Consider the following 26694-nt stretch of genomic DNA (forward strand, 5'->3'; position numbering starts at 1 on the left):
CTTAAATGATTAATGGCCAATTACAATCGCTCATTACCGAGACTTGTCGCCACCCTCCCGGAAGCCTAAAACGCCAGCAAGGGTTAACTCAACTGTATCGAATGATTGTCAAATCAGGCAAGCTATGGCGAGAAAATACCCCCTATTATGAGGAAGTCTGGCAACAAACTTGGCTATATTTTTGCCTAAATCTCTGTGAAGCCACCACCGGGAAAGATAAATATGATAGCGATCGCAGTAGCATCACCACCTGGCTAAATGTTTACCTAAAAATGCGCCTCAAAGATAGGGCTATTAAACACCAAAACCAGAAACAACAAATGGTTTCGGCTTCACAACCGCTATATGATGATGACACCCTCACCTTTTTGGATACCTTTGAAGCCCTCCCAGATATCCCGCCGATCCTGCAAGCTACCCGCAAGTGGGCGGAAACTGACCCAGAGGGAGAATTGCAGCGTCTCCAACTCCGGGGTCGAAAAGATGTTACCTGTCAACTGTTGATTTTACGTCGTTTACCCCCCGAAACTACCTGGGAGGATCTTTCCGCAGAGTTGGGTTTACCAGTTTCTACCCTCAGCAGCTTTTATCAGCGGAAATGTCTGCCACAATTGCGTAAATTTGGCGAATCAGCCGGATATCTATAAAGAGGTCATTCAACCAATAACAATTATGGCTAATCATACCCAACAAACCGAAAATTCTGCCTTACCCATGTTGATCGGCACAAATTCGCGCCGCCTCGCCCAACAATTTGCGAGGGAACAACCCAATCGCCAAAAAGCTGAACAGGTTTATTTTAACACTCTGGCGGTTTGTGTGGTGCGTAATTATTTGGAGTGGATGGGAATTGCTACCCAACTCAATGCTGGTGATAGTTGGAATCCGATCGCCCGCTTGGCTAGTGATGTGGCAGATCTACAGGTGACCGGATTGGGGATTCTCGAATGTCGTCCGATCCGCGAAAATCAGCAAATTTGCCGAATTCCCCCGGAAGTTTGGGGCGATCGCATTGGCTATGTAGTCGTGCAAATTGAAGATTCTTTAAAAGCCGCCAATATTCTGGGATTTATTCATAGCATCGATCGCCCAGACATCCCCCTGAGTCAGTTGCAACCCGTAGAAACACTGTTGACCACTTTATCTGGGTTGCGTCGGCAGAATTTGGTCAACCTTAGTCAGTGGTGCCAAGGAATCTTTGGGGAAACGTGGCAGGATTTGGGCTCAATATTTAGCACTCCAAATCTCGCCTATAATTTTCGCACTTCTCCACCAGATAGACAAGCTGAGATAGAAAGGGGAAAATTGATTGATTTGCAAATGCAGTTGGGCAGTCAAATGGTAGTATTGTTGGTGGCGCTAACACCAGAATTTGATACTATGGCAGTCAGAGTGCGACTTTATCCCCCTAATGGAGAAATTTATTTACCGCCGAATTTGCGGTTAGCATTACTATCAGACCAGGCAGATACTTTACAAGAAGTGCGATCGCGCCGTCATGATAATTATATCCAACTGCCCCGATTTACCGGAGAAACGGGGGAACGCTTTTCTATTCAAGTTGCCCTAGAAAATGCCATGATTATAGAGAACTTTGCTATTTAATGACCAGTCCCAAAAAACCAACTATTGTTGTCATTAATCTAGGATATGGGAATTTGCTATCCGGTTTTCCCCATGTCACCGCCCTACTTTGGGAACCGGAAAATCCCCGTCCGCTAAAATTTACTGGCGCGTTACCTCCCGCCCAGGAATTAGATGGGATTTATCGTCGTTGGAATTTGATTTATCAAGCACTTTATCGCCGTCCGGGATGGCATCCCCGCATCAAAATAGATCGGGAAGATATCACCAATGTTTCTCAGGTAGAATTTTCGGATATTTGCCAGCAGTATCTTCAGGTTATTAATGAGTGGCTGGGTGCTGAGAAATTTAGAAATATTGATCGCCAATTGCGATCGCATCTCAACCAGAATGACGAAATCCAATTAATTCTGGAAACTGATGATGAATTAGTGCGGCGTTTACCTTGGCATTTTTGGGATTTTTTGTCTGATTATCCCCAAGCCGAAATTGCTTTAAGCGCCCCAGAATATCAGCGAGTGCAGAAGTTAAACCGAAGAAAACAGATTAGAATTTTAGCTATTTTAGGCAATGATAACGGCCTCGATCTGGCGGAGGATCGCCAAGTTTTGTCAGAAATTGCCGATGCGGAAACTGTTTTTTTGGTTCAACCTTCCCGTCAGGAAGTTGACCAACATTTATGGGATGATCGCGGTTGGGATATTTTATTTTTTGCCGGTCATAGTGAGAGTGAAGAAAATGGTAACGGGGGTTTATTGTCGATTAATGCCACTGATAAAATCGGCATTTCTCATCTAAAATTAGCCTTAAAAACGGCTATCAGCCGTGGCTTACAACTAGCGATTTTTAATTCTTGCCAGGGGTTATCCTTAGCTGCGGAATTGGCTGATTTACATATTCCCCAAATTATTGTGATGCGAGAACCCGTGTCTGATCGGGTAGCCCATGCCTTTTTAGTCGGATTTATTCAGGCTTTTTCTAGGGGTTATTCCTTTTACTTGGCAGTGCGACAAGCCCGGGAACGTTTACAGGGTTTAGAAGATAAATTTCCCTGTGCTAGTTGGTTGCCAATTATCTGTCAAAATCCCGCCGAATTACCGATAGTTTGGCGACAGCAACAGCCCCCAATAAAACCTGCTTTTTCCCAAGGGCGCGATCGCACTTTTTGGTTAAGCAGTTGGGGGATAGCTTTAATGATTCTAATTATCCGCCAATTGGGAATTTTACAAGGGGGGGAATTGAAACTCTATGATCACTTAATGCGATCGCGTCCTCCCGAACCACCCGACCCCCGAATTGTAGTCGTTGAAGTGACGGGAAATGATGTACAATCACGACAAGAATATTCTATCTCTGATGGCACGATTAGTCAAGTATTGCAGCAATTAGAACCCCATCAACCCAGGGCGATCGGGTTAACCATTTATCGAGATTTTCCCGTCCCTCCTGGGGATGCAGAATTGCGAACACAAATGCAGCAGCAAGATAATTTGTTTGCTATCTGTAGTTTCCCCCGGGCTAATGAACCCGCTGTGCGATCGCCTGATGTCATCCCCAATAATCGCTTAGGATTTGATGATGTCCTCGTCGATCCTGATGGAATTTTGCGACGACACCTATTTTTTATGAGAGCTAACTCCGACTGTAACACGGGTTTTTCCTTGAGCTTTCAATTAGCCCGAAAATACCTAGCGGCTGAGAATATTTTTCCCGATAATCAAGGCAATCAAAACAACCCCTTACAATTAGGCGAAGCGATTTTTAATCCCCTGGGAAATACCCATAGCGGAGCATACAAAAATCTACCGACAGGGGGATGGTATGTGATGTTAAATTATCGTTCTTTTCCCATAGCCAGAACTCTGACCCTAACCCAAGTTTTGCAGGGAGATTTTGACCCTAACCTAGTCAAAAACAGAATTGTGCTGATTGGTTTTACCAGTAGAGTCAACGCTAAATTTTTTAGCACTCCCCACCGCGCCGGACAATCTCCCTCTGATCAAGTGCCAGGAGTGATGGTGCAAGCACAGATGGTCAGCCATATTCTCAGTGCGGCCCTTGATGGTCGTGCCCTGATTGGGGTATGGGTTTGGTGGCAAGAAGTGATTTGGGTGGTAGTGTGGTCAATGGCCGGAAGTGCGATCGCATTGTACATCGGCAACAGTGACATCGTGATGATTACAGCCATCGTCATAGCGATCGCCATTCTATATATCCTCTGCTATCTGCTACTGCTTCAAGGCACTTGGGTTCCCCTACTCCCCCCAGCATTGACATTGGCGATCGCTCCTTTTTTGCGTAAATTTCTCCCCCCATTGCGATAAGTAAACATAACCCCAACTACCCAGGAGTAGCAGCTTGTCCAGTCCTTTAAGAAAACCGCCGCAACCCGGCAAATTGCAGTTATCCATCGCCTTGATTCTCCTAATCGCTATAGTGCCAATACAGCGAGTTTACGGCACTTATAGCAGGGAATTACGCCCGGAAAATCATCAATTGCCATTACCCGATGTCCTGGTTGCCACAGCCTTTGATGCACCAGACCCCCAACCCCCAGAAGATCGCGAAGGTTCTGGGAGTCGCACCTCCTGTCCCGCCGTGGATAAACCTCTGACCGCATTAATTCCCAGTCAAGTGAACTACACCCTATCGGGACATCCCACATTCTGGTTTTATGTGCCTTATTCCTCGGAGCTGACCCGTGAGGTAGAATTTGTGGTCTTGGATGAACAAGAAACCCAAGTTTACCAAACCGTGGTCAGGATTACCGACACACCGGGAATTGTGAGTTTCCGCCTACCGGAAAGCCTCCCCCCCCTGGAAATTGGCAAAAAATATTTGTGGCAATTCTCCTATCGATGCAATCCGAGAATTCGGGCTGAGGATGACTATGTACAAGCAATGGTGGAAAGAGTTGCCCCCTCAAGAACCCTAACCAGTCAGCTAGAAGTGGCAACAACACCCATGCAGCGGGTGGAAGTCTATGCGGCGAATGGGTTATGGCACGAAACTCTAACCACTCTCGCCGAATTGCGTCGGGATAATCCAGGAAATGCAGATATCGCGGCCGGGTGGACGGAACTTCTGGAATCTATTGGTTTGGGTCATCTAGCGGTGGAGGCGATCGGGGGTTGTTGTCGTTAGTCTCGACGGGAGAAACGGGGTTTCTGGGCTGTTTGAGGATTAACCCCAAAAATTTTTCCCAATTTGCGTAAAAGTTATCCGCGAAGGCGATAGGTAAGTGTAACCTGCAATTTCAGGAGTGATGCCGATTGTCAATTTACAAGCGATCGCGCCCTGCTTATGTATTCAGGAAATTCAGTAAAAATACTGATGTCTGGAAACATAAGAACGGCTTTAATGGATAATTAACAGAACTTATGATTGACGTTAAAAGGCGATCGTTCCCTCTGTCCAGTCCGTCCCACTCACCGAGTCAGCCCCAGCCAAGAGTAGCGATCATGCAAACGCCCTTAAATAATCAGCATCAACTTATAAATAGTCGCTATCAAGTTATAAAATCCCTGGGAACCGGTAGTTTCGGCGAGGTATTCCTGGCACAAGACACCCAGATGCCCTTGCAGCAAAACTATGTGATCAAGCAACTCAAGCGCCAAGTTCAACGCCAGTTTAACAATATTGTGAAAGAACGATTCCGGCAGGAAGCGGCAACATTGCAAACTTTGGGGGAGCATCACCAGATTCCTCGGTTGTACGCTTACTTTGAGGAGCTGAACAAGTTTTACTTGGTGCAGGAGTATATCGAGGGTGAAACACTAGAAGCGAAGGTGCAAAGGGAGGGTAAACTCAGCGAAAGTGCCGTGAGGGCAATTTTGACCAGTCTGTTGGGAGTGCTTCAATACATACACGACAAGCAAATAGTCCATCGCGACATCAAACCGGACAATATTATTTTGCGCCAGGAAGATGGCAAGCCAGTGTTGATTGACTTTGGTGCCGTTAAGGAAGCCATGAGTACCCAGCTCAATACCCAAGGAAATGCGGTTAACTCGATTGTAATTGGTACTCCTGGGTTTATGGCTTCTGAACAGGCAATCGGTAGACCTGTTTATTCTAGTGATTTATATAGTTTGGGACTGACGGCAATTTATTTGTTAACAGGTAAGCTGCCGCAAGATTTGGCGATCGATCCGGGGACGGCAGAAATCCTTTGGCGACAAGATGCACCAGAAGTCAGTGGCGGTTTAGCCAATGTGTTAGATAAAGCAGTTCGCACCCGCGCTGGCGATCGCTACTCTAGCGCCGCAGAAATGCTCAAATCTCTTACGAATACACAGATGCAGCCCAATAATATTCCCGCTTCTGTACCACAACCCACATCAACACCAACATCACCAAAACGTGGGCTATTGGTTCTATCGACAATTGTTTCTATAGTTGTTCTAGGGTTGGGGTGGCGATCGCTTCCCTACCTGTGGAAACCGAAAGTACAAGCCCAATCCTTAACAATTGGCAGTTTAAGCAATCCCAAGTACAACACCGACCTAGTAGATTATTTACGACAAGAGTTAATCCCCAGTAATTTTATTGATTTTTTTCTGGGTAAAAAAGTAGACTTGGCGATCGATGGTGACCATAATCTACCTTACCAAGAAGCCAAGGATCGAATAGCCAAGAAAGAGTGGGATGTCGTCTTTACCCTGTCTCCGATCATTTCTGTTGCTGCCCAAGATAACAGTTATACGTTTGCCGCTTTAATGTTTCCTGAACGTCCGCCTTATTATTATTCTGCATTGTACGTCAGAGCGGACAGCCCAATTCAATCTATCAATGACATAACACCAAGCACCGTAATTGCCTTGGGCGGGTTCAACTCAGCATCGAGTTTTTATATGCCCGTTTACGATTTGTATGGCAAAACTCTAACCGTAGATATGGGACACCGAGGGCAGAATATTCGGGAAATGGTGAAGACCGGAAAAGCAGATTTGGGTGCGGGGGCTTTAGGTGATACAGTCAAAAACGATCCAGATATCCGTATCATCCACCTGAGTCGAGCTATTCCGGGTGCAGGAGTATATCTCTCTCCCGAACTTTCAGAATCAGACAAAAAGGTAATCAAAAGAGTTTTGTTCAACGCCCCTCCAGGCCTTCAAAAACAAGCCAACTATGGCCCAGGCTCAGAATCAGATTATACCAATTTCAGAGGAATTATCCGGAGAACCGAAGAAATTTTAGTTTGTTCTGATTTTGGGAAGAATCCCGTTAATTTCTTTTGTGCAACTGAGGCGGGTACAGTTCCGACAACAGTTACTCATGGCGGGAATGTGATCAGGGGTCGAGTCAATGGCTGGAGGCGGCCGACTGTTGACACAGTTTGGTTAAATTTGATGGCAGAAGGTAATCAACTTTATCGGGTGGTAGTATCTTCGCAAATTCTCAATCAAGTTCCTGGTGGTACGAATTTGCTGGAACTTCAGAATAAAGAGATTAAAGTTCTGGGAGTAGTCCCGAATCAAATAAGTGATGGCATACTGGAATTAAATATTCAGAATTCAATGGAATTGGAGGTTTTATAAAACAAAATATCTATACCGAGGAATAAATGGGGTATATTCCCCATCATAAGGTTAGTTATCGCGGAGGTTTCCGAAAGCAGGTTTCTTTTGGGAACGCCCATAAACCCCCCTTGTTTAGGGAAAATTAGGCGATCGCTCATCTGATCCGAACATAACTAAGGCGCGATAATAAACACACCCAGAACACAATCAGCAGATTCCTTGACTTTCTGGGTGTATTCCTCCTCAAAGGGGATTACATAGCATCAGGGTCAATGCCTAATTCCCGCAGTTTTTCGGCGAGGCGGTTAGCGCGTTCTGCCTCCTGTTGGGCGCGTTCTTCGGCTTGTTGGCGATCGCTCTCTAATTCGATATAAGTCGAGAATTTTCGACCATCGGGACGATACAATTCTAACCCCGACTCCGAGATTTCAAATCGTACCCCTAACCGGGGAGAAATCCAGCCGTTTATGGATTCAATCAAAGTGAGTTGATTCTCTGTGCGAATCCAGCCACAGCAGTCAATTTTATCGGGGTCATAGATATAGTATTCTTCCACTCCATAACGCTGATAAAATTCCAGCTTTTTCGCCATTTCCGTTAAGGTATTTCCGGGAGATAAGACTTCAAAAACTACTTGGGGGGCGATATTATTTTCCTGCCATTGTAAATAAGACCCCCGTTTTCCTTTCGGTCGTCCCAAGGCTACCATCACATCTGGAGCCACTCGCAGTTTATTGTTGCCTTCTAGGGGATACCAGAGTAAATCTCCGGCTACGAATACGTTAGGGTCATCTTTAAAGAGGGCATCAATTCCCCCCTGAATCGTGACAATCCAGCGGAATTGTTCCGTATTTTCTGCCATAGGTTGACCGTCGCTTTCGGGGTAGATAATTGGGGTTTTGGGGGTGGTTTTAATCTCTGTAACCATGTCGCCTCCTTGGGGTGGGTTCTGATTGGTGGTTAAAGGGGATTACATAGCATCAGGGTCAATGCCTAATTCCCGCAGTTTTTCGGCTAGGCGGTTAGCACGTTCTGCCTCCTGTTGAGCGCGTTCTGCCTCCTGTTGAGCGCGTTCTGCCTCCTGTTGGGCGCGTTCTGCTTCCCGTTGGGCGCGTTCTGCTTCCCGTTGAGCGCGTTCTGCCTCCTGTTGGGCGCGTTCTGCCTCCTGTTGGGCGCGTTCTTCGGCTTGTTGGCGATCGCTCTCTAATTCGATATAAGTCGAGAATTTCCGCCCATCGGGACGATACAATTCTAACCCCGACTCCGAGATTTCAAATCGTACCCCTAACCGGGGAGAAATCCAGCCGTTTATAGTTTCAATAAGCGTGAGTTGATTCTCTGTGCGAATCCAGCCACAGCAGTCAATTTTATCGGGGTCATAAATATAGTATTCTTCCACTCCATAACGCTGATAAAATTCCAGCTTTTTCGCCATTTCCGTTAAGGTATTTCCGGGAGATAAGACTTCAAAAACTACTTGGGGGGCGATATTATTTTCCTGCCATTGTAAATAAGACCCCCGTTTTCCTTTCGGTCGTCCCAAGGCTACCATCACATCTGGAGCCACTCGCAGTTTATTGTTGCCTTCTAGGGGATACCAGAGTAAATCTCCGGCTACGAATACGTTAGGGTCATCTTTAAAGAGGGCATCAATTCCTCCTTGAATCGTGACAATCCAGCGGAATTGTTCGGTATTTTCTGCCATAGGTTGACCGTCGCTTTCGGGGTAGATAATTGGGGTTTTGGGGGTGGTTTTAATCTCTGTAACCATGTCGCCTCCTTGGGGTGGGTTCTGATTGGTGGTTAAAGGGGATTACATAGCATCAGGGTCAATGCCTAATTCCCGCAGTTTTTCGGCTAGGCGGTTAGCACGTTCTGCCTCCTGTTGAGCGCGTTCTGCCTCCTGTTGAGCGCGTTCTGCCTCCTGTTGGGCGCGTTCTGCTTCCCGTTGGGCGCGTTCTGCTTCCCGTTGAGCGCGTTCTGCCTCCTGTTGGGCGCGTTCTGCCTCCTGTTGGGCGCGTTCTTCGGCTTGTTGGCGATCGCTCTCTAATTCGATATAAGTCGAGAATTTCCGACCATCGGGACGATACAATTCTAACCCCGACTCCGAGATTTCAAATCGTACCCCTAACTGGGGAGAAATCCAGCCGTTTATAGTTTCAATAAGCGTGAGTTGATTCTCTGTGCGAATCCAGCCACAGCAATCGATTTTATCGGGGTCATAGATATAGTATTCTTCCACTCCATAGCGCTGATAAAATTCCAGCTTTTTCGCCATTTCCGTTAAGGTATTTCCGGGAGATAAGACTTCAAAAACTACTTGGGGGGCGATATTATTTTCTTGCCATTGTAAATAAGACCCCCGTTTTCCTTTCGGTCGTCCCAAGGCTACCATCACATCTGGAGCCACTCGCAGTTTATTGTTGCCTTCTAGGGGATACCAGAGTAAATCTCCGGCTACGAATACGTTAGGGTCATCTTTAAAGAGGGCATCAATTCCCCCCTGAATCGTGACAATCCAGCGGAATTGTTCCGTATTTTCTGCCATAGGTTGACCGTCGCTTTCGGGGTAGATAATTGGGGTTTTGGGGGTGGTTTTAATCTCTGTAACCATGTCGCCTCCTTGGGGTGGGTTCTGATTGGTGGTTAAAGGGGATTACATAGCATCAGGGTCAATGCCTAATTCCCGCAGTTTTTCGGCTAGGCGGTTAGCGCGTTCTGCCTCCTGTTGGGCGCGTTCTGCCTCCTGTTGAGCGCGTTCTGTCTCCTGTTGGGCGCGTTCTTCGGCTTGTTGGGCGCGTTCTTCGGCTTGTTGGCGATCGCTCTCTAATTCGATATAAGTCGAGAATTTCCGACCATCGGGACGATACAATTCTAACCCCGACTCCGAGATTTCAAATCGTACCCCTAACCGGGGAGAAATCCAGCCGTTTATAGTTTCAATAAGCGTGAGTTGATTCTCTGTGCGAATCCAGCCACAGCAGTCAATTTTATCGGGGTCATAAATATAGTATTCTTCCACTCCATAACGCTGATAAAATTCCAGCTTTTTCGCCATTTCCGTTAAGGTATTTCCGGGAGATAAGACTTCAAAAACTACTTGGGGGGCGATATTATTTTCCTGCCATTGTAAATAAGACCCCCGTTTTCCTTTCGGTCGTCCCAAGGCTACCATCACATCTGGAGCCACTCGCAGTTTATTGTTGCCTTCTAGGGGATACCAGAGTAAATCTCCGGCTACGAATACGTTAGGGTCATCTTTAAAGAGGGCATCAATTCCTCCTTGAATCGTGACAATCCAGCGGAATTGTTCGGTATTTTCTGCCATAGGTTGACCGTCGCTTTCGGGGTAGATAATTGGGGTTTTGGGGGTGGTTTTAATCTCTGTAACCATGTCGCCTCCTTGGGGTGGGTTCTGATTGGTGGTTAAAGGGGATTACATAGCATCAGGGTCAATGCCTAATTCCCGCAGTTTTTCGGCTAGGCGGTTAGCGCGTTCTGCCTCCTGTTGGGCGCGTTCTGCCTCCTGTTGGGCGCGTTCTGCTTCCCGTTGGGCGCGTTCTGCTTCCCGTTGGGCGCGTTCTGCCTCCTGTTGGGCGCGTTCTGCCTCCTGTTGGGCGCGTTCTTCGGCTTGTTGGCGATCGCTCTCTAATTCGATATAAGTCGAGAATTTTCGACCATCGGGACGATACAATTCTAACCCCGACTCCGAGATTTCAAATCGTACCCCTAACCGGGGAGAAATCCAGCCGTTTATGGATTCAATCAAAGTGAGTTGATTCTCTGTGCGAATCCAGCCACAGCAGTCAATTTTATCGGGGTCATAGATATAGTATTCTTCCACTCCATAACGCTGATAAAATTCCAGCTTTTTCGCCATTTCCGTTAAGGTATTTCCGGGAGATAAGACTTCAAAAACTACTTGGGGGGCGATATTATTTTCCTGCCATTGTAAATAAGACCCCCGTTTTCCTTTCGGTCGTCCCAAGGCTACCATCACATCTGGAGCCACTCGCAGTTTATTGTTGCCTTCTAGGGGATACCAGAGTAAATCTCCGGCTACGAATACGTTAGGGTCATCTTTAAAGAGGGCATCAATTCCCCCCTGAATCGTGACAATCCAGCGGAATTGTTCCGTATTTTCTGCCATAGGTTGACCGTCGCTTTCGGGGTAGATAATTGGGGTTTTGGGAGTGGTTTTAATCTCTGTAACCATGTCGCCTCCTTGGGGTGGGTTCTGATTGGTGGTTAAAGGGGATTACATAGCATCAGGGTCAATGCCTAATTCCCGCAGTTTTTCGGCTAGGCGGTTAGCGCGTTCTGCCTCCTGTTGGGCGCGTTCTTCGGCTTGTTGGGCGCGTTCTTCGGCTTGTTGGCGATCGCTCTCTAATTCGATATAAGTCGAGAATTTTCGACCATCGGGACGATACAATTCTAACCCCGACTCCGAGATTTCAAATCGTACCCCTAACCGGGGAGAAATCCAGCCGTTTATGGATTCAATCAAAGTGAGTTGATTCTCTGTGCGAATCCAGCCACAGCAGTCAATTTTATCGGGGTCATAGATATAGTATTCTTCCACTCCATAACGCTGATAAAATTCCAGCTTTTTCGCCATTTCCGTTAAGGTATTTCCGGGAGATAAGACTTCAAAAACTACTTGGGGGGCGATATTATTTTCCTGCCATTGTAAATAAGACCCCCGTTTTCCTTTCGGTCGTCCCAAGGCTACCATCACATCTGGAGCCACTCGCAGTTTATTGTTGCCTTCTAGGGGATACCAGAGTAAATCTCCGGCTACGAATACGTTAGGGTCATCTTTAAAGAGGGCATCAATTCCCCCCTGAATCGTGACAATCCAGCGGAATTGTTCCGTATTTTCTGCCATAGGTTGACCGTCGCTTTCGGGGTAGATAATTGGGGTTTTGGGAGTGGTTTTAATCTCTGTAACCATGTCGCCTCCTTGGGGTGGGTTCTGATTGGTGGTTAAAGGGGATTACATAGCATCAGGGTCAATGCCTAATTCCCGCAGTTTTTCGGCTAGGCGGTTAGCGCGTTCTGCCTCCTGTTGGGCGCGTTCTTCGGCTTGTTGGGCGCGTTCTTCGGCTTGTTGGCGATCGCTCTCTAATTCGATATAAGTCGAGAATTTCCGCCCATCGGGACGATACAATTCTAACCCCGACTCCGAGATTTCAAATCGTACCCCTAACCGGGGAGAAATCCAGCCGTTTATAGTTTCAATAAGCGTGAGTTGATTCTCTGTGCGAATCCAGCCACAGCAGTCAATTTTATCGGGGTCATAAATATAGTATTCTTCCACTCCATAACGCTGATAAAATTCCAGCTTTTTCGCCATTTCCGTTAAGGTATTTCCGGGAGATAAGACTTCAAAAACTACTTGGGGGGCGATATTATTTTCCTGCCATTGTAAATAAGACCCCCGTTTTCCTTTCGGTCGTCCCAAGGCTACCATCACATCTGGAGCCACTCGCAGTTTATTGTTGCCTTCTAGGGGATACCAGAGTAAATCTCCGGCTACGAATACGTTAGGGTCATCTTTAAAGAGGGCATCAATTCCCCCCTGAATCGTGACAATCCAGCGGAATTGTTCCGTATTTTCTGCCATAGGTTGACCGTCGCTTTCGGGGTAGATAATTGGGGTTTTGGGGGTGGTTTTAATCTCTGTAACCATGTCGCCTCCTTGGGGTGGGTTCTGATTGGTGGTTAAAGGGGATTACATAGCATCAGGGTCAATGCCTAATTCCCGCAGTTTTTCGGCTAGGCGGTTAGCACGTTCTGCCTCCTGTTGAGCGCGTTCTGCCTCCTGTTGAGCGCGTTCTGTCTCCTGTTGGGCGCGTTCTTCGGCTTGTTGGGCGCGTTCTTCGGCTTGTTGGCGATCGCTCTCTAATTCGATATAAGTCGAGAATTTCCGCCCATCGGGACGATACAATTCTAACCCCGACTCCGAGATTTCAAATCGTACCCCTAACCGGGGAGAAATCCAGCCGTTTATAGTTTCAATAAGCGTGAGTTGATTCTCTGTGCGAATCCAGCCACAGCAGTCAATTTTATCGGGGTCATAAATATAGTATTCTTCCACTCCATAACGCTGATAAAATTCCAGCTTTTTCGCCATTTCCGTTAAGGTATTTCCGGGAGATAAGACTTCAAAAACTACTTGGGGGGCGATATTATTTTCCTGCCATTGTAAATAAGACCCCCGTTTTCCTTTCGGTCGTCCCAAGGCTACCATCACATCTGGAGCCACTCGCAGTTTATTGTTGCCTTCTAGGGGATACCAGAGTAAATCTCCGGCTACGAATACGTTAGGGTCATCTTTAAAGAGGGCATCAATTCCCCCCTGAATCGTGACAATCCAGCGGAATTGTTCCGTATTTTCTGCCATAGGTTGACCGTCGCTTTCGGGGTAGATAATTGGGGTTTTGGGAGTGGTTTTAATCTCTGTAACCATGTCGCCTCCTTGGGGTGGGTTCTGATTGGTGGTTAAAGGGGATTACATAGCATCAGGGTCAATGCCTAATTCCCGCAGTTTTTCGGCTAGGCGGTTAGCACGTTCTGCCTCCTGTTGAGCGCGTTCTGCCTCCTGTTGAGCGCGTTCTGCCTCCTGTTGGGCGCGTTCTGCTTCCCGTTGGGCGCGTTCTGCTTCCCGTTGAGCGCGTTCTGCCTCCTGTTGGGCGCGTTCTGCCTCCTGTTGGGCGCGTTCTTCGGCTTGTTGGCGATCGCTCTCTAATTCGATATAAGTCGAGAATTTTCGACCATCGGGACGATACAATTCTAACCCCGACTCCGAGATTTCAAATCGTACCCCTAACCGGGGAGAAATCCAGCCGTTTATGGATTCAATCAAAGTGAGTTGATTCTCTGTGCGAATCCAGCCACAGCAGTCAATTTTATCGGGGTCATAGATATAGTATTCTTCCACTCCATAACGCTGATAAAATTCCAGCTTTTTCGCCATTTCCGTTAAGGTATTTCCGGGAGATAAGACTTCAAAAACTACTTGGGGGGCGATATTATTTTCCTGCCATTGTAAATAAGACCCCCGTTTTCCTTTCGGTCGTCCCAAGGCTACCATCACATCTGGAGCCACTCGCAGTTTATTGTTGCCTTCTAGGGGATACCAGAGTAAATCTCCGGCTACGAATACGTTAGGGTCATCTTTAAAGAGGGCATCAATTCCCCCCTGAATCGTGACAATCCAGCGGAATTGTTCCGTATTTTCTGCCATAGGTTGACCGTCGCTTTCGGGGTAGATAATTGGGGTTTTGGGGGTGGTTTTAATCTCTGTAACCATGTCGCCTCCTTGGGGTGGGTTCTGATTGGTGGTTAAAGGGGATTACATAGCATCAGGGTCAATGCCTAATTCCCGCAGTTTTTCGGCTAGGCGGTTAGCACGTTCTGCCTCCTGTTGAGCGCGTTCTGCCTCCTGTTGAGCGCGTTCTGCCTCCTGTTGGGCGCGTTCTGCTTCCCGTTGGGCGCGTTCTGCTTCCCGTTGAGCGCGTTCTGCCTCCTGTTGGGCGCGTTCTGCCTCCTGTTGGGCGCGTTCTTCGGCTTGTTGGCGATCGCTCTCTAATTCGATATAAGTCGAGAATTTCCGCCCATCGGGACGATACAATTCTAACCCCGACTCCGAGATTTCAAATCGTACCCCTAACCGGGGAGAAATCCAGCCGTTTATAGTTTCAATAAGCGTGAGTTGATTCTCTGTGCGAATCCAGCCACAGCAGTCAATTTTATCGGGGTCATAAATATAGTATTCTTCCACTCCATAACGCTGATAAAATTCCAGCTTTTTCGCCATTTCCGTTAAGGTATTTCCGGGAGATAAGACTTCAAAAACTACTTGGGGGGCGATATTATTTTCCTGCCATTGTAAATAAGACCCCCGTTTTCCTTTCGGTCGTCCCAAGGCTACCATCACATCTGGAGCCACTCGCAGTTTATTGTTGCCTTCTAGGGGATACCAGAGTAAATCTCCGGCTACGAATACGTTAGGGTCATCTTTAAAGAGGGCATCAATTCCTCCTTGAATCGTGACAATCCAGCGGAATTGTTCGGTATTTTCTGCCATAGGTTGACCGTCGCTTTCGGGGTAGATAATTGGGGTTTTGGGGGTGGTTTTAATCTCTGTAACCATGTCGCCTCCTTGGGGTGGGTTCTGATTGTTGGTTAAAGGGGATTACATAGCATCAGGGTCAATGCCTAATTCCCGCAGTTTTTCGGCTAGGCGGTTAGCGCGTTCTTCGGCTTGTTGGGCGCGTTCTGCCTCCTGTTGGGCGCGTTCTGCCTCCTGTTGGGCGCGTTCTTCGGCTTGTTGGCGATCGCTCTCTAATTCGATATAAGTCGAGAATTTCCGCCCATCGGGACGATACAATTCTAACCCCGACTCCGAGATTTCAAATCGTACCCCTAACCGGGGAGAAATCCAGCCGTTTATAGTTTCAATAAGCGTGAGTTGATTCTCTGTGCGAATCCAGCCACAGCAATCGATTTTATCTGGGTCATAGATATAGTATTCTTCCACTCCATAGCGCTGATAAAATTCCAGCTTTTTCGCCATTTCCGTTAAGGTATTTCCGGGAGATAAGACTTCAAAAACTACTTGGGGGGCGATATTATTTTCTTGCCATTGTAAATAAGACCCCCGTTTTCCTTTCGGTCGTCCCAAGGCTACCATCACATCTGGAGCCACTCGCAGTTTATTGTTGCCTTCTAGGGGATACCAGAGTAAATCTCCGGCTACGAATACGTTAGGGTCATCTTTAAAGAGGGCATCAATTCCTCCTTGAATCGTGACAATCCAGCGGAATTGTTCCGTATTTTCTGCCATAGGTTGACCGTCGCTTTCGGGGTAGATAATTGGGGTTTTGGGAGTGGTTTTAATCTCTGTAACCATGTCGCCTCCTTGGGGTGGGTTCTGATTGTTGGTTAAAGGGGATTACATAGCATCAGGGTCAATGCCTAATTCCCGCAGTTTTTCGGCTAGGCGGTTAGCGCGTTCTTCGGCTTGTTGGGCGCGTTCTGCCTCCTGTTGGGCGCGTTCTGCCTCCTGTTGGGCGCGTTCTTCGGCTTGTTGGCGATCGCTCTCTAATTCGATATAAGTCGAGAATTTCCGCCCATCGGGACGATACAATTCTAACCCCGACTCCGAGATTTCAAATCGTACCCCTAACCGGGGAGAAATCCAGCCGTTTATAGTTTCAATAAGCGTGAGTTGATTCTCTGTGCGAATCCAGCCACAGCAGTCAATTTTATCGGGGTCATAAATATAGTATTCTTCCACTCCATAACGCTGATAAAATTCCAGCTTTTTCGCCATTTCCGTTAAGGTATTTCCGGGAGATAAGACTTCAAAAACTACTTGGGGGGCGATATTATTTTCCTGCCATTGTAAATAAGACCCCCGTTTTCCTTTCGGTCGTCCCCAGGCTACCATCACATCTGGAGCCACTCGCAGTTTATTGTTGCCTTCTAGGGGATACCAGAGTAAATCTCCGGCTACGAATACGTTAGGGTCATCTTTAAAGAGGGCATCAATTCCCCCCTGAATCGTGACAATCCAGCGGAATTGTTCGGTATTTTCTGCCATAGGTTGACCGTCGCTTTCGGGGTAGATAATTGGGGTTTTAGGGGTGGTTTTAATCTCTGTAACCATGTCGCCTCCTTGGGGTGGGTTGGCTAAAATCAGATGTGGAAAGTTAGAATGAATATGTTGCCTATTTTGAGGTTGATATGCTATTATTTAGTATAGCAATGTCTGCCCTAATTGGATTAGAGGGGTTGAGGTATTTGATTGTACCGATGGATATTAGGGGACGCTCAATCGGTAAAATTGTCTAGGGAAAGAATGGGAAACACCCAGATCACAAGAGATAGAGGAAAGTCGGAATCAAAGATTGTGTGGAAATTTGATCGCCTCTGTAAATCTGATCACGATCGCATTATTTCAACGCCGAAAAATCTATAAAAACCATGGCTAAATAAGAGACGAGGGATTATTCCTCGTCTCCCAAGATCAACTACTTAGCCGTTAGTGGTGGCATATTCAGGAAGCCGACGCAGACGTTCTTCACCCGTGATCACTTTGACCTGTCCATCATCATCCAAGTCTACCAAAGCCTGATCACCTGGTTTAAGTGTACCCGATAGCATAGTTTCCGCCAGGACATCTTCTAAGAGGTTCATAATCGCACGACGGAGGGGACGAGCGCCATAATTAGGATCATATCCCACCTCAACAATATGATCTTTAAAGCGATCGCTCACTTCCAAGACAATCTCCTTATCCCGCAAACGAGCAAACACTTCCTCCAACAGGATATCAGCAATCTGTTTAACCTCATCTTTCGTCAACTTACGGAAGACAATAATCTCATCAAGACGGTTAATAAACTCCGGTCGGAAATACTGTTTCAACTCCTCATTAACCAAATTGCGAATTCGAGTATATTGAGCATCTTCCGGTGATTCCTCAAACTCAAAACCGAGACCGCCGCCACCCTTTTCAATCACCTTCGATCCGATATTCGAGGTCATGATAATCAGAGTATTTTTGAAACTGACAGTGCGACCTTTAGCATCAGTAAGTCGTCCATCCTCCAAAATCTGCAATAGCATATTAAAGACATCCGGGTGAGCCTTTTCGATTTCGTCAAACAGAATCACCGTATAGGGACGACGACGCACCGCCTCCGTCAGTTGTCCACCCTCATCATAGCCAACAAAACCGGGAGGGGAACCAATCAGCTTAGAAACTGTGTGGCGTTCCATAAACTCCGACATATCCAAACGGATCATCGCTTCCACGGAACCAAAAAAGTAATAAGCCAAAGCCTTAGTTAGTTCGGTTTTCCCCACCCCGGTTGGACCGGAAAAGATAAAGCTGGCGATCGGTCGGTTGGGGTTTTTCAGTCCCACCCTGGCGCGACGAATAGCGCGGGAAACGGCGCTAACAGCCTCATGTTGACCGATCAGGCGCTGATGTAGGGTATCTTCCATGTGCATCAGTTTATAGGACTCAGATTCAGTCATTTTAGTGACCGGAATTCCCGTCCAAGCCGAGAGAACATCAGCGATATCCTCTTCGGTAACAATTAAGTTAGTTTTGATGCTAGTTTCCACTTGAGAAGCAGCTTCAATTTGGTCTTTGCATTGCAATTCACGATCGCGCAATTCTCCAGCCTTCTCAAAATCCTGAGCTTGAACAGCCGCATCTTTTTGTTTAACAATGTCCGACAGTTCCACTTTCAGATCTCGCACTTCTGGGGGTAACTTAGAGTGCATCACCCTCACTCGCGAGCCTGCTTCATCAATTAAATCGATCGCCTTATCAGGAAGAAAGCGATCGCTGATATAGCGGTGAGATAGTTTCGCCGCCGCCAAAACCGCCTCATCAGAAATAGTCAAGCGGTGGTGTTGTTCATAAGCCGACCGCAACCCAAATAGAATCTCGATAGTTTCCTCAACGCTAGGTTCTCCCACCATTACCGGCTGAAATCGGCGTTCTAAGGCAGCATCACGCTCAATATACTTGCGGTATTCATCCAGAGTCGTTGCGCCGATACACTGCAATTCTCCCCGTGCTAAAGCCGGTTTAAGCATATTAGCAGCATCCATAGTTCCCTCAATAGCTCCCGCTCCCACCAGGGTATGGATCTCATCAATTAATAGGATAATATTGCCACTGGCTTTAATTTCCTGAACAATTTTTTTGAGTCGTTCTTCAAACTCTCCCCGGAAGCGGGTTCCCGCCACCAGAGTTCCCATTTCCAGGCTCACCACTTGTCGGTTTTCCAGAAGTTCCGGCACATTTCCGTTAATAATACGTTGAGCCAGTCCTTCTGCGATCGCTGTTTTACCAACCCCCGGTTCACCAATTAGCACTGGGTTGTTTTTAGTACGGCGACCAAGTATTTGAATCACCCGTTCTATTTCGCGATCGCGTCCTACGATAGGATCTAGCTTTCCTTGAGCTGCTAACTGAGTCAAGTTAGTCGAAAACTCATCGAGGGTAGCCGTTTTGCGCCCCGAACTGCGGGAGGTTCCCCCGGCTGAGGCGGGGACTTCCTCCCCTAAATTCTTAATCAGTTCTGTGCGTAATTGTCGGCGCTCAATACCTAAGTTTTCCAGAACCTTGGCTGCTACACCTTCTTCATCTTGCAACAGCCCTAGCAATATATGTTCTGGCGCAATATAATTATTGCCCAACTGCCTAGCCTCTTTCATCGCCGCCTCAAACACCCTCTTAGCGCGAGGTGTAAACGGAATTTCTGGTGGCATAAAACCAGAACCGCGCCCAATAATAGATTCAATCTCCCGGCGGGTATTATCCAAGTTTAGGTTTTGGTCTGAGAGTACCTTGGCGGCGATACTGGTTCCTTCCCCAATAATACCCAGTAGCAGTTGTTCAGTCCCAACGAAGTTATGTCCTAAACGTCGTGCCTCTTCCTGAGAGAGCATCACGGCCTTGATCGCTTTATCTGAAAAATATTCAAACATTTTGTGCTTTTCCCGTCGAGCTATTGTACTTACCTAACCCTGGGGTGTGCTTTTGGTCCGTGCAGGAGGAACATCACACCACCAAGATTTGTAAACTTTTATGTATTTTGCCTATCCTTACTCTATCGCTACTCTAGCAATAATGTAGTAAGGATAGCCGTAATTTTGCTGAAACGGGGACTAAGGGCTAGGGAAAGGGTTGATCAACCCGTCCCCAATTTTTAGGCCTTACTCAGCCAAGAACTTTACCGTAGCAAAATAATTGCTAACGGATCAACCAGGTTTCTTGGTGGCGGTTGATGTCAAATTAACCGCCTAATTATCAATTATCCCTACTCAATTATCATGCTCAAATACCATGATACCTGAACCTGATGCGTTTTGGAAGGTCATCACCAAATTATTACCATTAGTCCGAAACTCTTGCACCCCCTCTAAAGCCTGCATAAACTGCGATTCTTGAGTCATTAACTCTGGTTCACAAGCCATGGAAGTTGAGGCTAAGGTGGTAATTTCTAATTGCTGGTCTTTCACCTCATAACCACCGATTAAACGATTACAACCACCAGTTCCAGAGATGCGATTTTCGGCAAACTCCAAGGTAACTTCACTATGGGCGACGACATCAATCATAGAGTCAGATTTTGTCCAAAATAACAACCGCCACGGCTTATTTAACATTGAGTCCAAACTGGCTTGCTCATGCTTGGTAAACACCATAAAACCCGACCCTGAATCATTTTGGTAATTCATGATTAAATTATCACCATTTACCCGAAACTCTTGCACACCTTCTAAGGCTTTCACAAATTGGAACTCTTGGCTCATTAAGGGTTCTTCGCAAGCCATTCTCGTGCCACCTACCCCACTAATTTCTAGGCGATTATCATGGACTTTATAGCCTGCCATTAAACGATTACATCCCGCCGAACCACTAACTCCATTTTGGTCAAAAGCTAGGGTGATTTCACTACCAGAAACCACATCAACTAACCTATCAGCTTGACTCCAGAATGAGAGTTTCCAGCTACTATCTGCAATGGGGTGATTCATAGCTATATATTGTTCAGAAATATTTTGATTAAACACTGACCCAGACTGGGCTATCCCTTGATTAGCAAACCATAAGGGAGAAGCGATCGCACAGGTAGCTACGACCATTAAACTCTTCCATTGACTTAGTTTTAACATCTTTTTTCACTCCTTAGCAATTCACGAATTAACCATCTAAGTAGAGGAAATCCTGTGGGTTTCTGACCCACGTTTTTAAATCACACTAACCGTAAATTTGGCATCATCTAACACCAGGAATTATTGGGCTTAAATCTCTGGATGCTGTCAGTTTGCTTAATTTTTTCCATCCATCTTGATGATAAGACATAAGTTGACATCTGCCCTCACCATTTTAGGTAATGCGATCGGGTGATTACAATGTGTCAAAAGTCAACAGTCAATAGTAAACAGTTAGATATAGCCAAAACCCAATGACCAAGCCCATGAGAGATGGGGTTAATAACTAAGAAACTGATCATTGTGGTTGGTGTTAGTTAAACAGTTGTTGAGTCAATAGGCGAGGCATAGGTAAAATAATGGTTAGTAAAACTGCCAAAGTAATCAATCCGATTATATCTCGGATCTCATCAACTTCACTAACATCATTAAGGGCTGGTTCATGATTAAGGGGTAAAAAGAATAGCAGGATGGCTAAAATCATAAATTCCGACTGAATTAAAGCCACGAATAACATCAAAAAGCGGGTAATTTGACCAATAATCAGACTCAGGCGCTGACCAAACATAGCATGGACCATGTGGCCTCCATCTAATTGACCAATAGGAAGTAAATTAAAAGCGGAAATCACTAAGCCTATATATCCAGCGATCGCCACCGGGTGTAAATTGATAGCCATACCCCGGCTTAAAGCATCTCCTAAAGCGAGTTTTGCCAAGATAGTTAAAAACATCGAAAACCTAGGATTAAGGGCATTAAAGGTCAAAATTCCCGACTTATCAGGCACAATATCGACGACTTCCGAATGAGCAAATCCCCAGAATAATAAAGGAATAGTCACCAGTAAACCAGCCCAGGGACCAGCGACACTGACATCAAATAAAGCGCGGCGGTGGGGATATGGCGATCGCGTTTGAATAAAAGCGCCAACAGTTCCGAGAAAAAAGGGAACTGGAATAAAATAGGGGGGGGTGACCTGAATCTGATGGTATCTAGCGGTCAAATAGTGGCATAACTCATGAACCCCCAAAATCGCCATTAAAGCGACAGCATAGGGAAACCCGGTCAACAATAGGGAAGGATCATCCTGCCAATCCTGATTTGATATTCCCATAATTGTGCTTCCCGCGACAGTAGTGGTAAACAGAGTAATCACCATGAGCGCCAAGGCTAACAGAGGCTGACTCAGCAGGTCTTGATCAGATTTGGGAGTCCCGTCGGGGTGACGTTGGGGATTTGGGACTAGGGCGAATAGGGGTTTATCAGATAAATCTCGTTGAAATATTACCAAAAAGCGATCGCCAAAATTTGCCTCAATTTTCTCTCGTACCGTTTGATAAGCTATATCAGGTTGCGATCGCAATTGACCCCGACAAATCACCGCCTGGGGTCGATATTCCACATCATGCAACGGAAACACAGACCAAGGGAAACAAGCCCTTAATTTAGTCTCCTCACTCTGGCTGATAGGTGACACAGGTTCTGGAGTTTTGGTAGTTTCTGACACAGACGAATCTGTTTCACTTCCGGCATCTTCTGGGGTAGGATATTGCCGACCAATATGCACCAAAATCCAATATAGACAAGGACAGACAATAAATGGAATAATCACCAGTAAAGCCGGAATCGGGGCCTGTTTGCCATAAATTATCACCCAGCCACTCCAGATAAAAGCAGGTGCCATCATCACCAACCACAATATCCAAACCGGAGTCCTGGTAATGCGGGTGACACTTTGGCGCAAAACTAAATAAGTAACAAGTCCTAGAATTAGTAGTAATAAAACCATAATGATATTTTGATCGCAGGGAACACCGTAACCGGGAATCAGGGAAACCATAAAAGAGGATCTGGTATAGTTTACCGATAACTCGTTGAGATTCAAAAATAGCCCATAGCAACACCAAACAGCGTAATGGTCCAACAGCAGTCTACAACCAAACCACCGAAACCTATTTTTGAAACAATTTATGGATTTTCACCAAACCGAGATACTCTAGGTGGGACAGCTTACCTTATTGTAGAAAATTCAGGTAATATCTTGATCGATGCTCCCCCTTGGACAGAAACTGAGCAAAGGTTTATCCAGGAACAGGGGAGCCTACAATGGTTAGTGATCACCCATCGCGGCGCTATGGGTAAGGCTAGGGAAATTCAGAAAGCCACTGGCTGTCGAATTTTGTGCCAAGAACAGGAAACCTATCTGTTACCAGAAGCTGAGGTCATATCTTTTGAAAGGGAATTTTCCCTAACTCCTGAAATGACGGTGATTTGGACTCCTGGACATTCTCCCGGTTCCTCCTGTGTTTATACTTCCCAGTATGGGGGGATATTGTTTTCAGGTCGCCATCTGTTACCTGATGCTAAGGGTAAGCCTGTCCCCCTGCGAACTGCTAAAACTTTTCACTGGTCGAGACAACTTCGCAGTGTGGGGGTTCTATTGGATAGATTTACGCCGGAAACGTTACAATGGATTTGTCCTGGGGCTAGTATTGGCTTATTACGGGGTAAGTTGGCGATCGCTCAAGGTTATCACCAAATCGCTGATAGCATTAGGGAATAGCTAACCTGAATTGTCCTTTGCCGCTTTTGTGGCAAAATATTCTATAGCTGTTGCTAAATTTATCCCCAAATAATTATGACTTCTGCAACTACACTTTCCGATGCTCCTGATTTGACAGGTGATGATTACATTGTCATTGGTTTAGCCCACTGCTTTATTAAAGAAGATGGGGAAGTCCAACCTGTTACTATCGCCGAACCCATCCCCTCAGCCGCCTTAGAAGCTATTATCAAGGGTATTCCTACCTCCTATAAAATCGCCTCTGCTGTGACCCTGGGAACCTTACTCACCGATGAGTCTGTTACACTTCCTCAAGCCTTCAGCCCAGACACTCAACTTTGCGACGACTTTAGAGAACGTACCATCGCCGCCGCGCGTACCTACAAACGCCGTGAGGTGGCTAAGTCTCATATTCCAGTCGGAACTACCTTCGAGAAATTGAACTTTTCCACCGAACGCAAACGCCTACTTAATTCTGAACGAATTGTTAGCACGGAAGATAACGTTAAGCAACACGCCTACACCCACCAAGTTCTCTAGTTGCACTTTAGCGGTATATATATTCTGAACTCCAAGCCGCCTTGGGGTGGGGAAACACAAGCGATTTCACCACCATGCTTTTCAAGCACTAGGTGATGGGCTATAGACAATCCTAGGGCGGTTCTTTGACCACAGGTAGGCGTGGCTAGTAATGGTTCAAATACCTGTTGAAAGTCCTCTGGGCTTAAACTCAGACCATTATCAGCTATGGAAATCATCACCCCTTTTTTGTCTTTCGACTCCACTATAGTAGTGGTTACTGACAGGGTAGGATGAGCTATGCGATCGCTTCCTACCATCGCCATTTCTAGCCGATCTATATGGTAGGTGATCAGATTCATAAATACCTGATTTAATTGTCCGGGATAACACTCGATTAACGGTAAATCTCCATAGGTTTTTACCAGTTTTATACTCCCTCGCCCTCCCTTAGCCTGTAGGCGATTTTGCAAAATCAGCAAGGTACTATCTAAGCCCTCATGAATATTCGCCGCCTTCATTTGGGCTTCATCTAGGCGGGTAAATACACGCAGCGATCGCACCACGTCCCTAATGCGTTCCGCTCCCACCTGCATAGATTCAAACATCTTCGGTAAATCTATTTTAATAAAATCATAACCTATCTCCTCCATTTCTTCCTCAATTTCTGGCGGGGTTTCTGGATAATACTGTTTATATAAATCTACCAATCTCAGTAGATCCTCAATATACTTATATCCATGACCCAGATTCCCAAAAATGAAATTAACCGGATTATTAATTTCATGAGCAATTCCCGCCACTAATTGTCCCAGAGAAGACATTTTTTCAGTTTGCACCAATTGGGTTTGGGTGCGTTGTAACTGTACTAAAGCCGCTTCTAACTCGCTACGGCGGCGAGTTTCCTGTTCCTCACTTAGGCGCAGTGCAATTTCCATATTACGGCGTTCGGTAATATCTAACCCAACAAATACCGCCGCCGCGCCTCGATGATATTTTTGAGCTACAATTAAATAGGTGCGTGGTTCACCCTTAACATTAGCAATAATTTCCCGCGAACTTGTCCAGTTATTGCTATCAAAAAAAGCATAGACAAATTGATTGAATTCTGGGCTGGTTTGCAGAAAACCTACCTCTTTACCGATGAATTGATGGGTGGGTACACCATAAGCATTAGCTAGGTGTTGATTAACCCCTAAATATCTTAGGTCTGAACTTACCCAAGACACTAACCCTGGTACCGCATTCAAAACAGCTTCGAGTTGGTCGCGCGACTCGGTAATGACTGAGGAAGCCGCTTGACGTTCGGAGATATCTCTAGCAAACCAACAGAGTAGTGGTAAGGTGGGAGAATGGCGATCGCCTGTTTGTATGGCAGTATTAACTTTAATATTAATATCTGAGGGTTTAACCTCCAAATAGTTAACATTCACTTCCACAGGACAAATTATGCCATGGCGACAACTATGGCGTGATTCAAAAGTTAGCGAACCTTTATGGCGAATATCCTCGCACTGGACAGACCAGATAGTTGGGGATAGGTCAGGGTCAATATCGTAGATTTTCAGTTTGAGTAATTCCGCCCGGGAATAGCCTAATAGCCTACAGGCGGTGTCGTTAACATAGCATAACCTACCATCAAGGGTAATCCACAATACCGCATCCGCCGCCCTATCCATGGCTAATTGGGTCAGTTGTAGGGTATCTTTTAACTGTTTCGATTCTGTAATGGCTTCTAACGACAGGATTAAACCAGCGATCGCCCCGGTTTCCGTTTTCCAAGGCTTGACAACCCATTTCACCCATTCTATACTGCCATCACTCAGGCTCAGACAGGTTTCTAATTCCCAAATGTCTAAGGTTCCTGCTAAGGATGCCTCCGCGTTTTCATGCCAGCGATCTGATAAGTTGGGAAATAGCTGATCATGGCATACACCCAGTAAATTCTCGGAAATTTGACTATCACTATAGTGGTCTTGCCATGGCTGGGATATAGCCACATAACGCATTTGGCGATCGACCATAGCGATCGCTGTCGGCATTGATGCCATCAGTTGATTAAATAGTATATCTCCTGATCTCCCTGGAACTGCTGCACTATACATAGAATTATAGCTACAATTATAGCCATTGCTAACTGATGCCGCCTCCTGGGATGAAAAAGATTGTGTGGACTGGTTATTCACAATTCGCGATACTCCGGTTAATTGCATCTAGTTGGCACAGTTAGAAATTACAGAGGAACATTGGAGCGTTTCGGATCATTTATGTTCTATTTCTGTTCCATTTCTACGTTCCATGTCAATTATTATGGGGGGTCTCACCCTCCATTGTATTCTTTGTTACTGATTTTGTCTATATCCCTTTTCAGCCTATGTTCCACGCCCCTATAGCCAGCGGACTGGGTAGGGTGCGTCAGAAGCGGACTCTCTGAATCCTCACCGGACAATTTGCGCCTGACGCACCACAGCTTAATCATATAATCCGTAGGGTGCGTCAGAAGCGGACTCTCTGAATCCTCACCGGAATTTGCGCCTGACGCACCACCTATTAATATAATCCGTAGGGTGCGTCAGAAGCGGACTCTCTGAATCCTCACCGGACAATTTGCGCCTGACGCACCACCTATTAATATAATCCGTAGGGTGCGTCAGAAGCGGACTCTCTGAATCCTCACCGGACAATTTGCGCCTGACGCACCACAGCACAGCGATCGCCATGGTGCGTCAGAAATCCATTTCTTCCCTTGATGATAAT

23 protein-coding genes are annotated in these 26694 nt (G+C 46.3%); 7 read left to right on the forward strand and 16 right to left on the reverse strand.

The features are described from left to right. Positions 1-5: 5 nt before the first annotated feature. The 5 genes from N39L_RS08735 to N39L_RS08755 all read left to right on the forward strand — a co-directional run bounded on the left by N39L_RS08735 (position 6) and on the right by N39L_RS08755 (position 7124). Positions 6-647, forward strand: a complete 642-nt coding sequence (locus tag N39L_RS08735; protein WP_014274961.1) for a hypothetical protein — start codon at positions 6-8, stop codon at positions 645-647. Positions 648-672: 25 nt separating this feature from the next. Beyond that, positions 673-1605 carry a DUF1822 family protein gene (locus N39L_RS08740; protein WP_014274962.1) on the forward strand — a complete coding sequence of 311 codons (933 nt, stop codon included), beginning with the start codon at positions 673-675 and terminating at the stop codon, positions 1603-1605. Continuing rightward, positions 1605-3908: a CHASE2 domain-containing protein gene (locus tag N39L_RS08745; protein ID WP_014274963.1), complete on the forward strand. Its 2304-nt coding sequence runs from the start codon at positions 1605-1607 to the stop codon at positions 3906-3908. The genes N39L_RS08740 and N39L_RS08745 overlap by 1 nt, the downstream gene beginning before the upstream one ends. Positions 3909-3942: 34 nt before the next feature. After that, entirely contained in the window at positions 3943-4728 is a 786-nt protein-coding gene (locus N39L_RS08750) for a DUF928 domain-containing protein (protein ID WP_014274964.1), read from the forward strand. 317 nt (positions 4729-5045) lie between these two features. Continuing rightward, entirely contained in the window at positions 5046-7124 is a 2079-nt protein-coding gene (locus N39L_RS08755) for a protein kinase domain-containing protein (RefSeq protein ID WP_014274965.1), read from the forward strand. 235 nt (positions 7125-7359) lie between these two features. Here N39L_RS08755 and N39L_RS08760 read toward each other — a convergent pair whose 3' ends face one another. From N39L_RS08760 to N39L_RS08830, 15 genes are all read right to left on the reverse strand, one after another. Further along, positions 7360-8034, reverse strand: a complete 675-nt coding sequence (locus N39L_RS08760) for a Uma2 family endonuclease (protein ID WP_014274967.1) — start codon at positions 8032-8034, stop codon at positions 7360-7362. 42 nt (positions 8035-8076) lie between these two features. After that, positions 8077-8877: a Uma2 family endonuclease gene (locus N39L_RS08765; RefSeq protein ID WP_014274973.1), complete on the reverse strand. Its 801-nt coding sequence runs from the start codon at positions 8875-8877 to the stop codon at positions 8077-8079. A gap of 42 nt (positions 8878-8919) precedes the next feature. Next, positions 8920-9720 carry a Uma2 family endonuclease gene (locus N39L_RS08770; RefSeq protein ID WP_014274968.1) on the reverse strand — a complete coding sequence of 267 codons (801 nt, stop codon included), beginning with the start codon at positions 9718-9720 and terminating at the stop codon, positions 8920-8922. Positions 9721-9762: 42 nt separating this feature from the next. After that, entirely contained in the window at positions 9763-10500 is a 738-nt protein-coding gene (locus N39L_RS08775; RefSeq protein WP_014274969.1) for a Uma2 family endonuclease, read from the reverse strand. A 42-nt stretch (positions 10501-10542) separates the two neighbouring features. After that, the gene (locus N39L_RS08780; RefSeq protein WP_202070342.1) at positions 10543-11322 is read right to left on the reverse strand and encodes a Uma2 family endonuclease; all 780 of its coding nucleotides are present in this window, start codon (positions 11320-11322) and stop codon (positions 10543-10545) included. A 42-nt stretch (positions 11323-11364) separates the two neighbouring features. Continuing rightward, positions 11365-12060, reverse strand: a complete 696-nt coding sequence (locus N39L_RS08785) for a Uma2 family endonuclease (RefSeq protein WP_014274971.1) — start codon at positions 12058-12060, stop codon at positions 11365-11367. A 42-nt stretch (positions 12061-12102) separates the two neighbouring features. After that, positions 12103-12798, reverse strand: a complete 696-nt coding sequence (locus tag N39L_RS08790) for a Uma2 family endonuclease (protein WP_014274972.1) — start codon at positions 12796-12798, stop codon at positions 12103-12105. Positions 12799-12840: 42 nt separating this feature from the next. Further along, positions 12841-13578, reverse strand: a complete 738-nt coding sequence (locus tag N39L_RS08795; RefSeq protein WP_014274969.1) for a Uma2 family endonuclease — start codon at positions 13576-13578, stop codon at positions 12841-12843. A gap of 42 nt (positions 13579-13620) precedes the next feature. Beyond that, the gene (locus N39L_RS08800) at positions 13621-14421 is read right to left on the reverse strand and encodes a Uma2 family endonuclease (RefSeq protein ID WP_014274970.1); all 801 of its coding nucleotides are present in this window, start codon (positions 14419-14421) and stop codon (positions 13621-13623) included. 42 nt (positions 14422-14463) lie between these two features. Further along, positions 14464-15264 carry a Uma2 family endonuclease gene (locus N39L_RS08805; RefSeq protein ID WP_014274973.1) on the reverse strand — a complete coding sequence of 267 codons (801 nt, stop codon included), beginning with the start codon at positions 15262-15264 and terminating at the stop codon, positions 14464-14466. Between the two features lie 42 nt (positions 15265-15306). Continuing rightward, entirely contained in the window at positions 15307-16023 is a 717-nt protein-coding gene (locus N39L_RS08810; protein ID WP_014274974.1) for a Uma2 family endonuclease, read from the reverse strand. A 42-nt stretch (positions 16024-16065) separates the two neighbouring features. Continuing rightward, positions 16066-16782 carry a Uma2 family endonuclease gene (locus N39L_RS08815; RefSeq protein WP_014274975.1) on the reverse strand — a complete coding sequence of 239 codons (717 nt, stop codon included), beginning with the start codon at positions 16780-16782 and terminating at the stop codon, positions 16066-16068. Positions 16783-17150: 368 nt separating this feature from the next. After that, a complete protein-coding gene (locus tag N39L_RS08820) occupies positions 17151-19625 on the reverse strand; it encodes an ATP-dependent Clp protease ATP-binding subunit (protein ID WP_006617326.1) in 2475 nt (824 codons plus the stop codon). Between the two features lie 336 nt (positions 19626-19961). Beyond that, positions 19962-20816, reverse strand: coding sequence for an META domain-containing protein (locus N39L_RS08825; protein ID WP_006617325.1), 855 nt, complete (start codon positions 20814-20816; stop codon positions 19962-19964). Positions 20817-21168: 352 nt separating this feature from the next. Next, the gene (locus N39L_RS08830; RefSeq protein WP_006617324.1) at positions 21169-22695 is read right to left on the reverse strand and encodes a site-2 protease family protein; all 1527 of its coding nucleotides are present in this window, start codon (positions 22693-22695) and stop codon (positions 21169-21171) included. Positions 22696-22770: 75 nt separating this feature from the next. Here N39L_RS08830 and N39L_RS08835 point away from each other — a divergent pair, with 75 nt between their 5' ends. Together N39L_RS08835 and N39L_RS08840 are read left to right on the forward strand one after the other, a co-directional pair. Next, positions 22771-23418: an MBL fold metallo-hydrolase gene (locus N39L_RS08835; RefSeq protein WP_006617323.1), complete on the forward strand. Its 648-nt coding sequence runs from the start codon at positions 22771-22773 to the stop codon at positions 23416-23418. Between the two features lie 75 nt (positions 23419-23493). Continuing rightward, the gene (locus N39L_RS08840; protein ID WP_006617322.1) at positions 23494-23958 is read left to right on the forward strand and encodes a hypothetical protein; all 465 of its coding nucleotides are present in this window, start codon (positions 23494-23496) and stop codon (positions 23956-23958) included. Here the strand turns inward: N39L_RS08840 and N39L_RS08845 are convergent. Continuing rightward, the gene (locus N39L_RS08845; RefSeq protein WP_006617321.1) at positions 23955-26150 is read right to left on the reverse strand and encodes a PAS domain S-box protein; all 2196 of its coding nucleotides are present in this window, start codon (positions 26148-26150) and stop codon (positions 23955-23957) included. The genes N39L_RS08840 and N39L_RS08845 overlap by 4 nt on opposite strands. Between the last annotated feature and the right edge of the window lie 544 nt (positions 26151-26694).

This window comes from Limnospira platensis NIES-39 (assembly GCF_026000695.1).
GTDB lineage: Bacteria > Cyanobacteriota > Cyanobacteriia > Cyanobacteriales > Microcoleaceae > Limnospira > Limnospira platensis.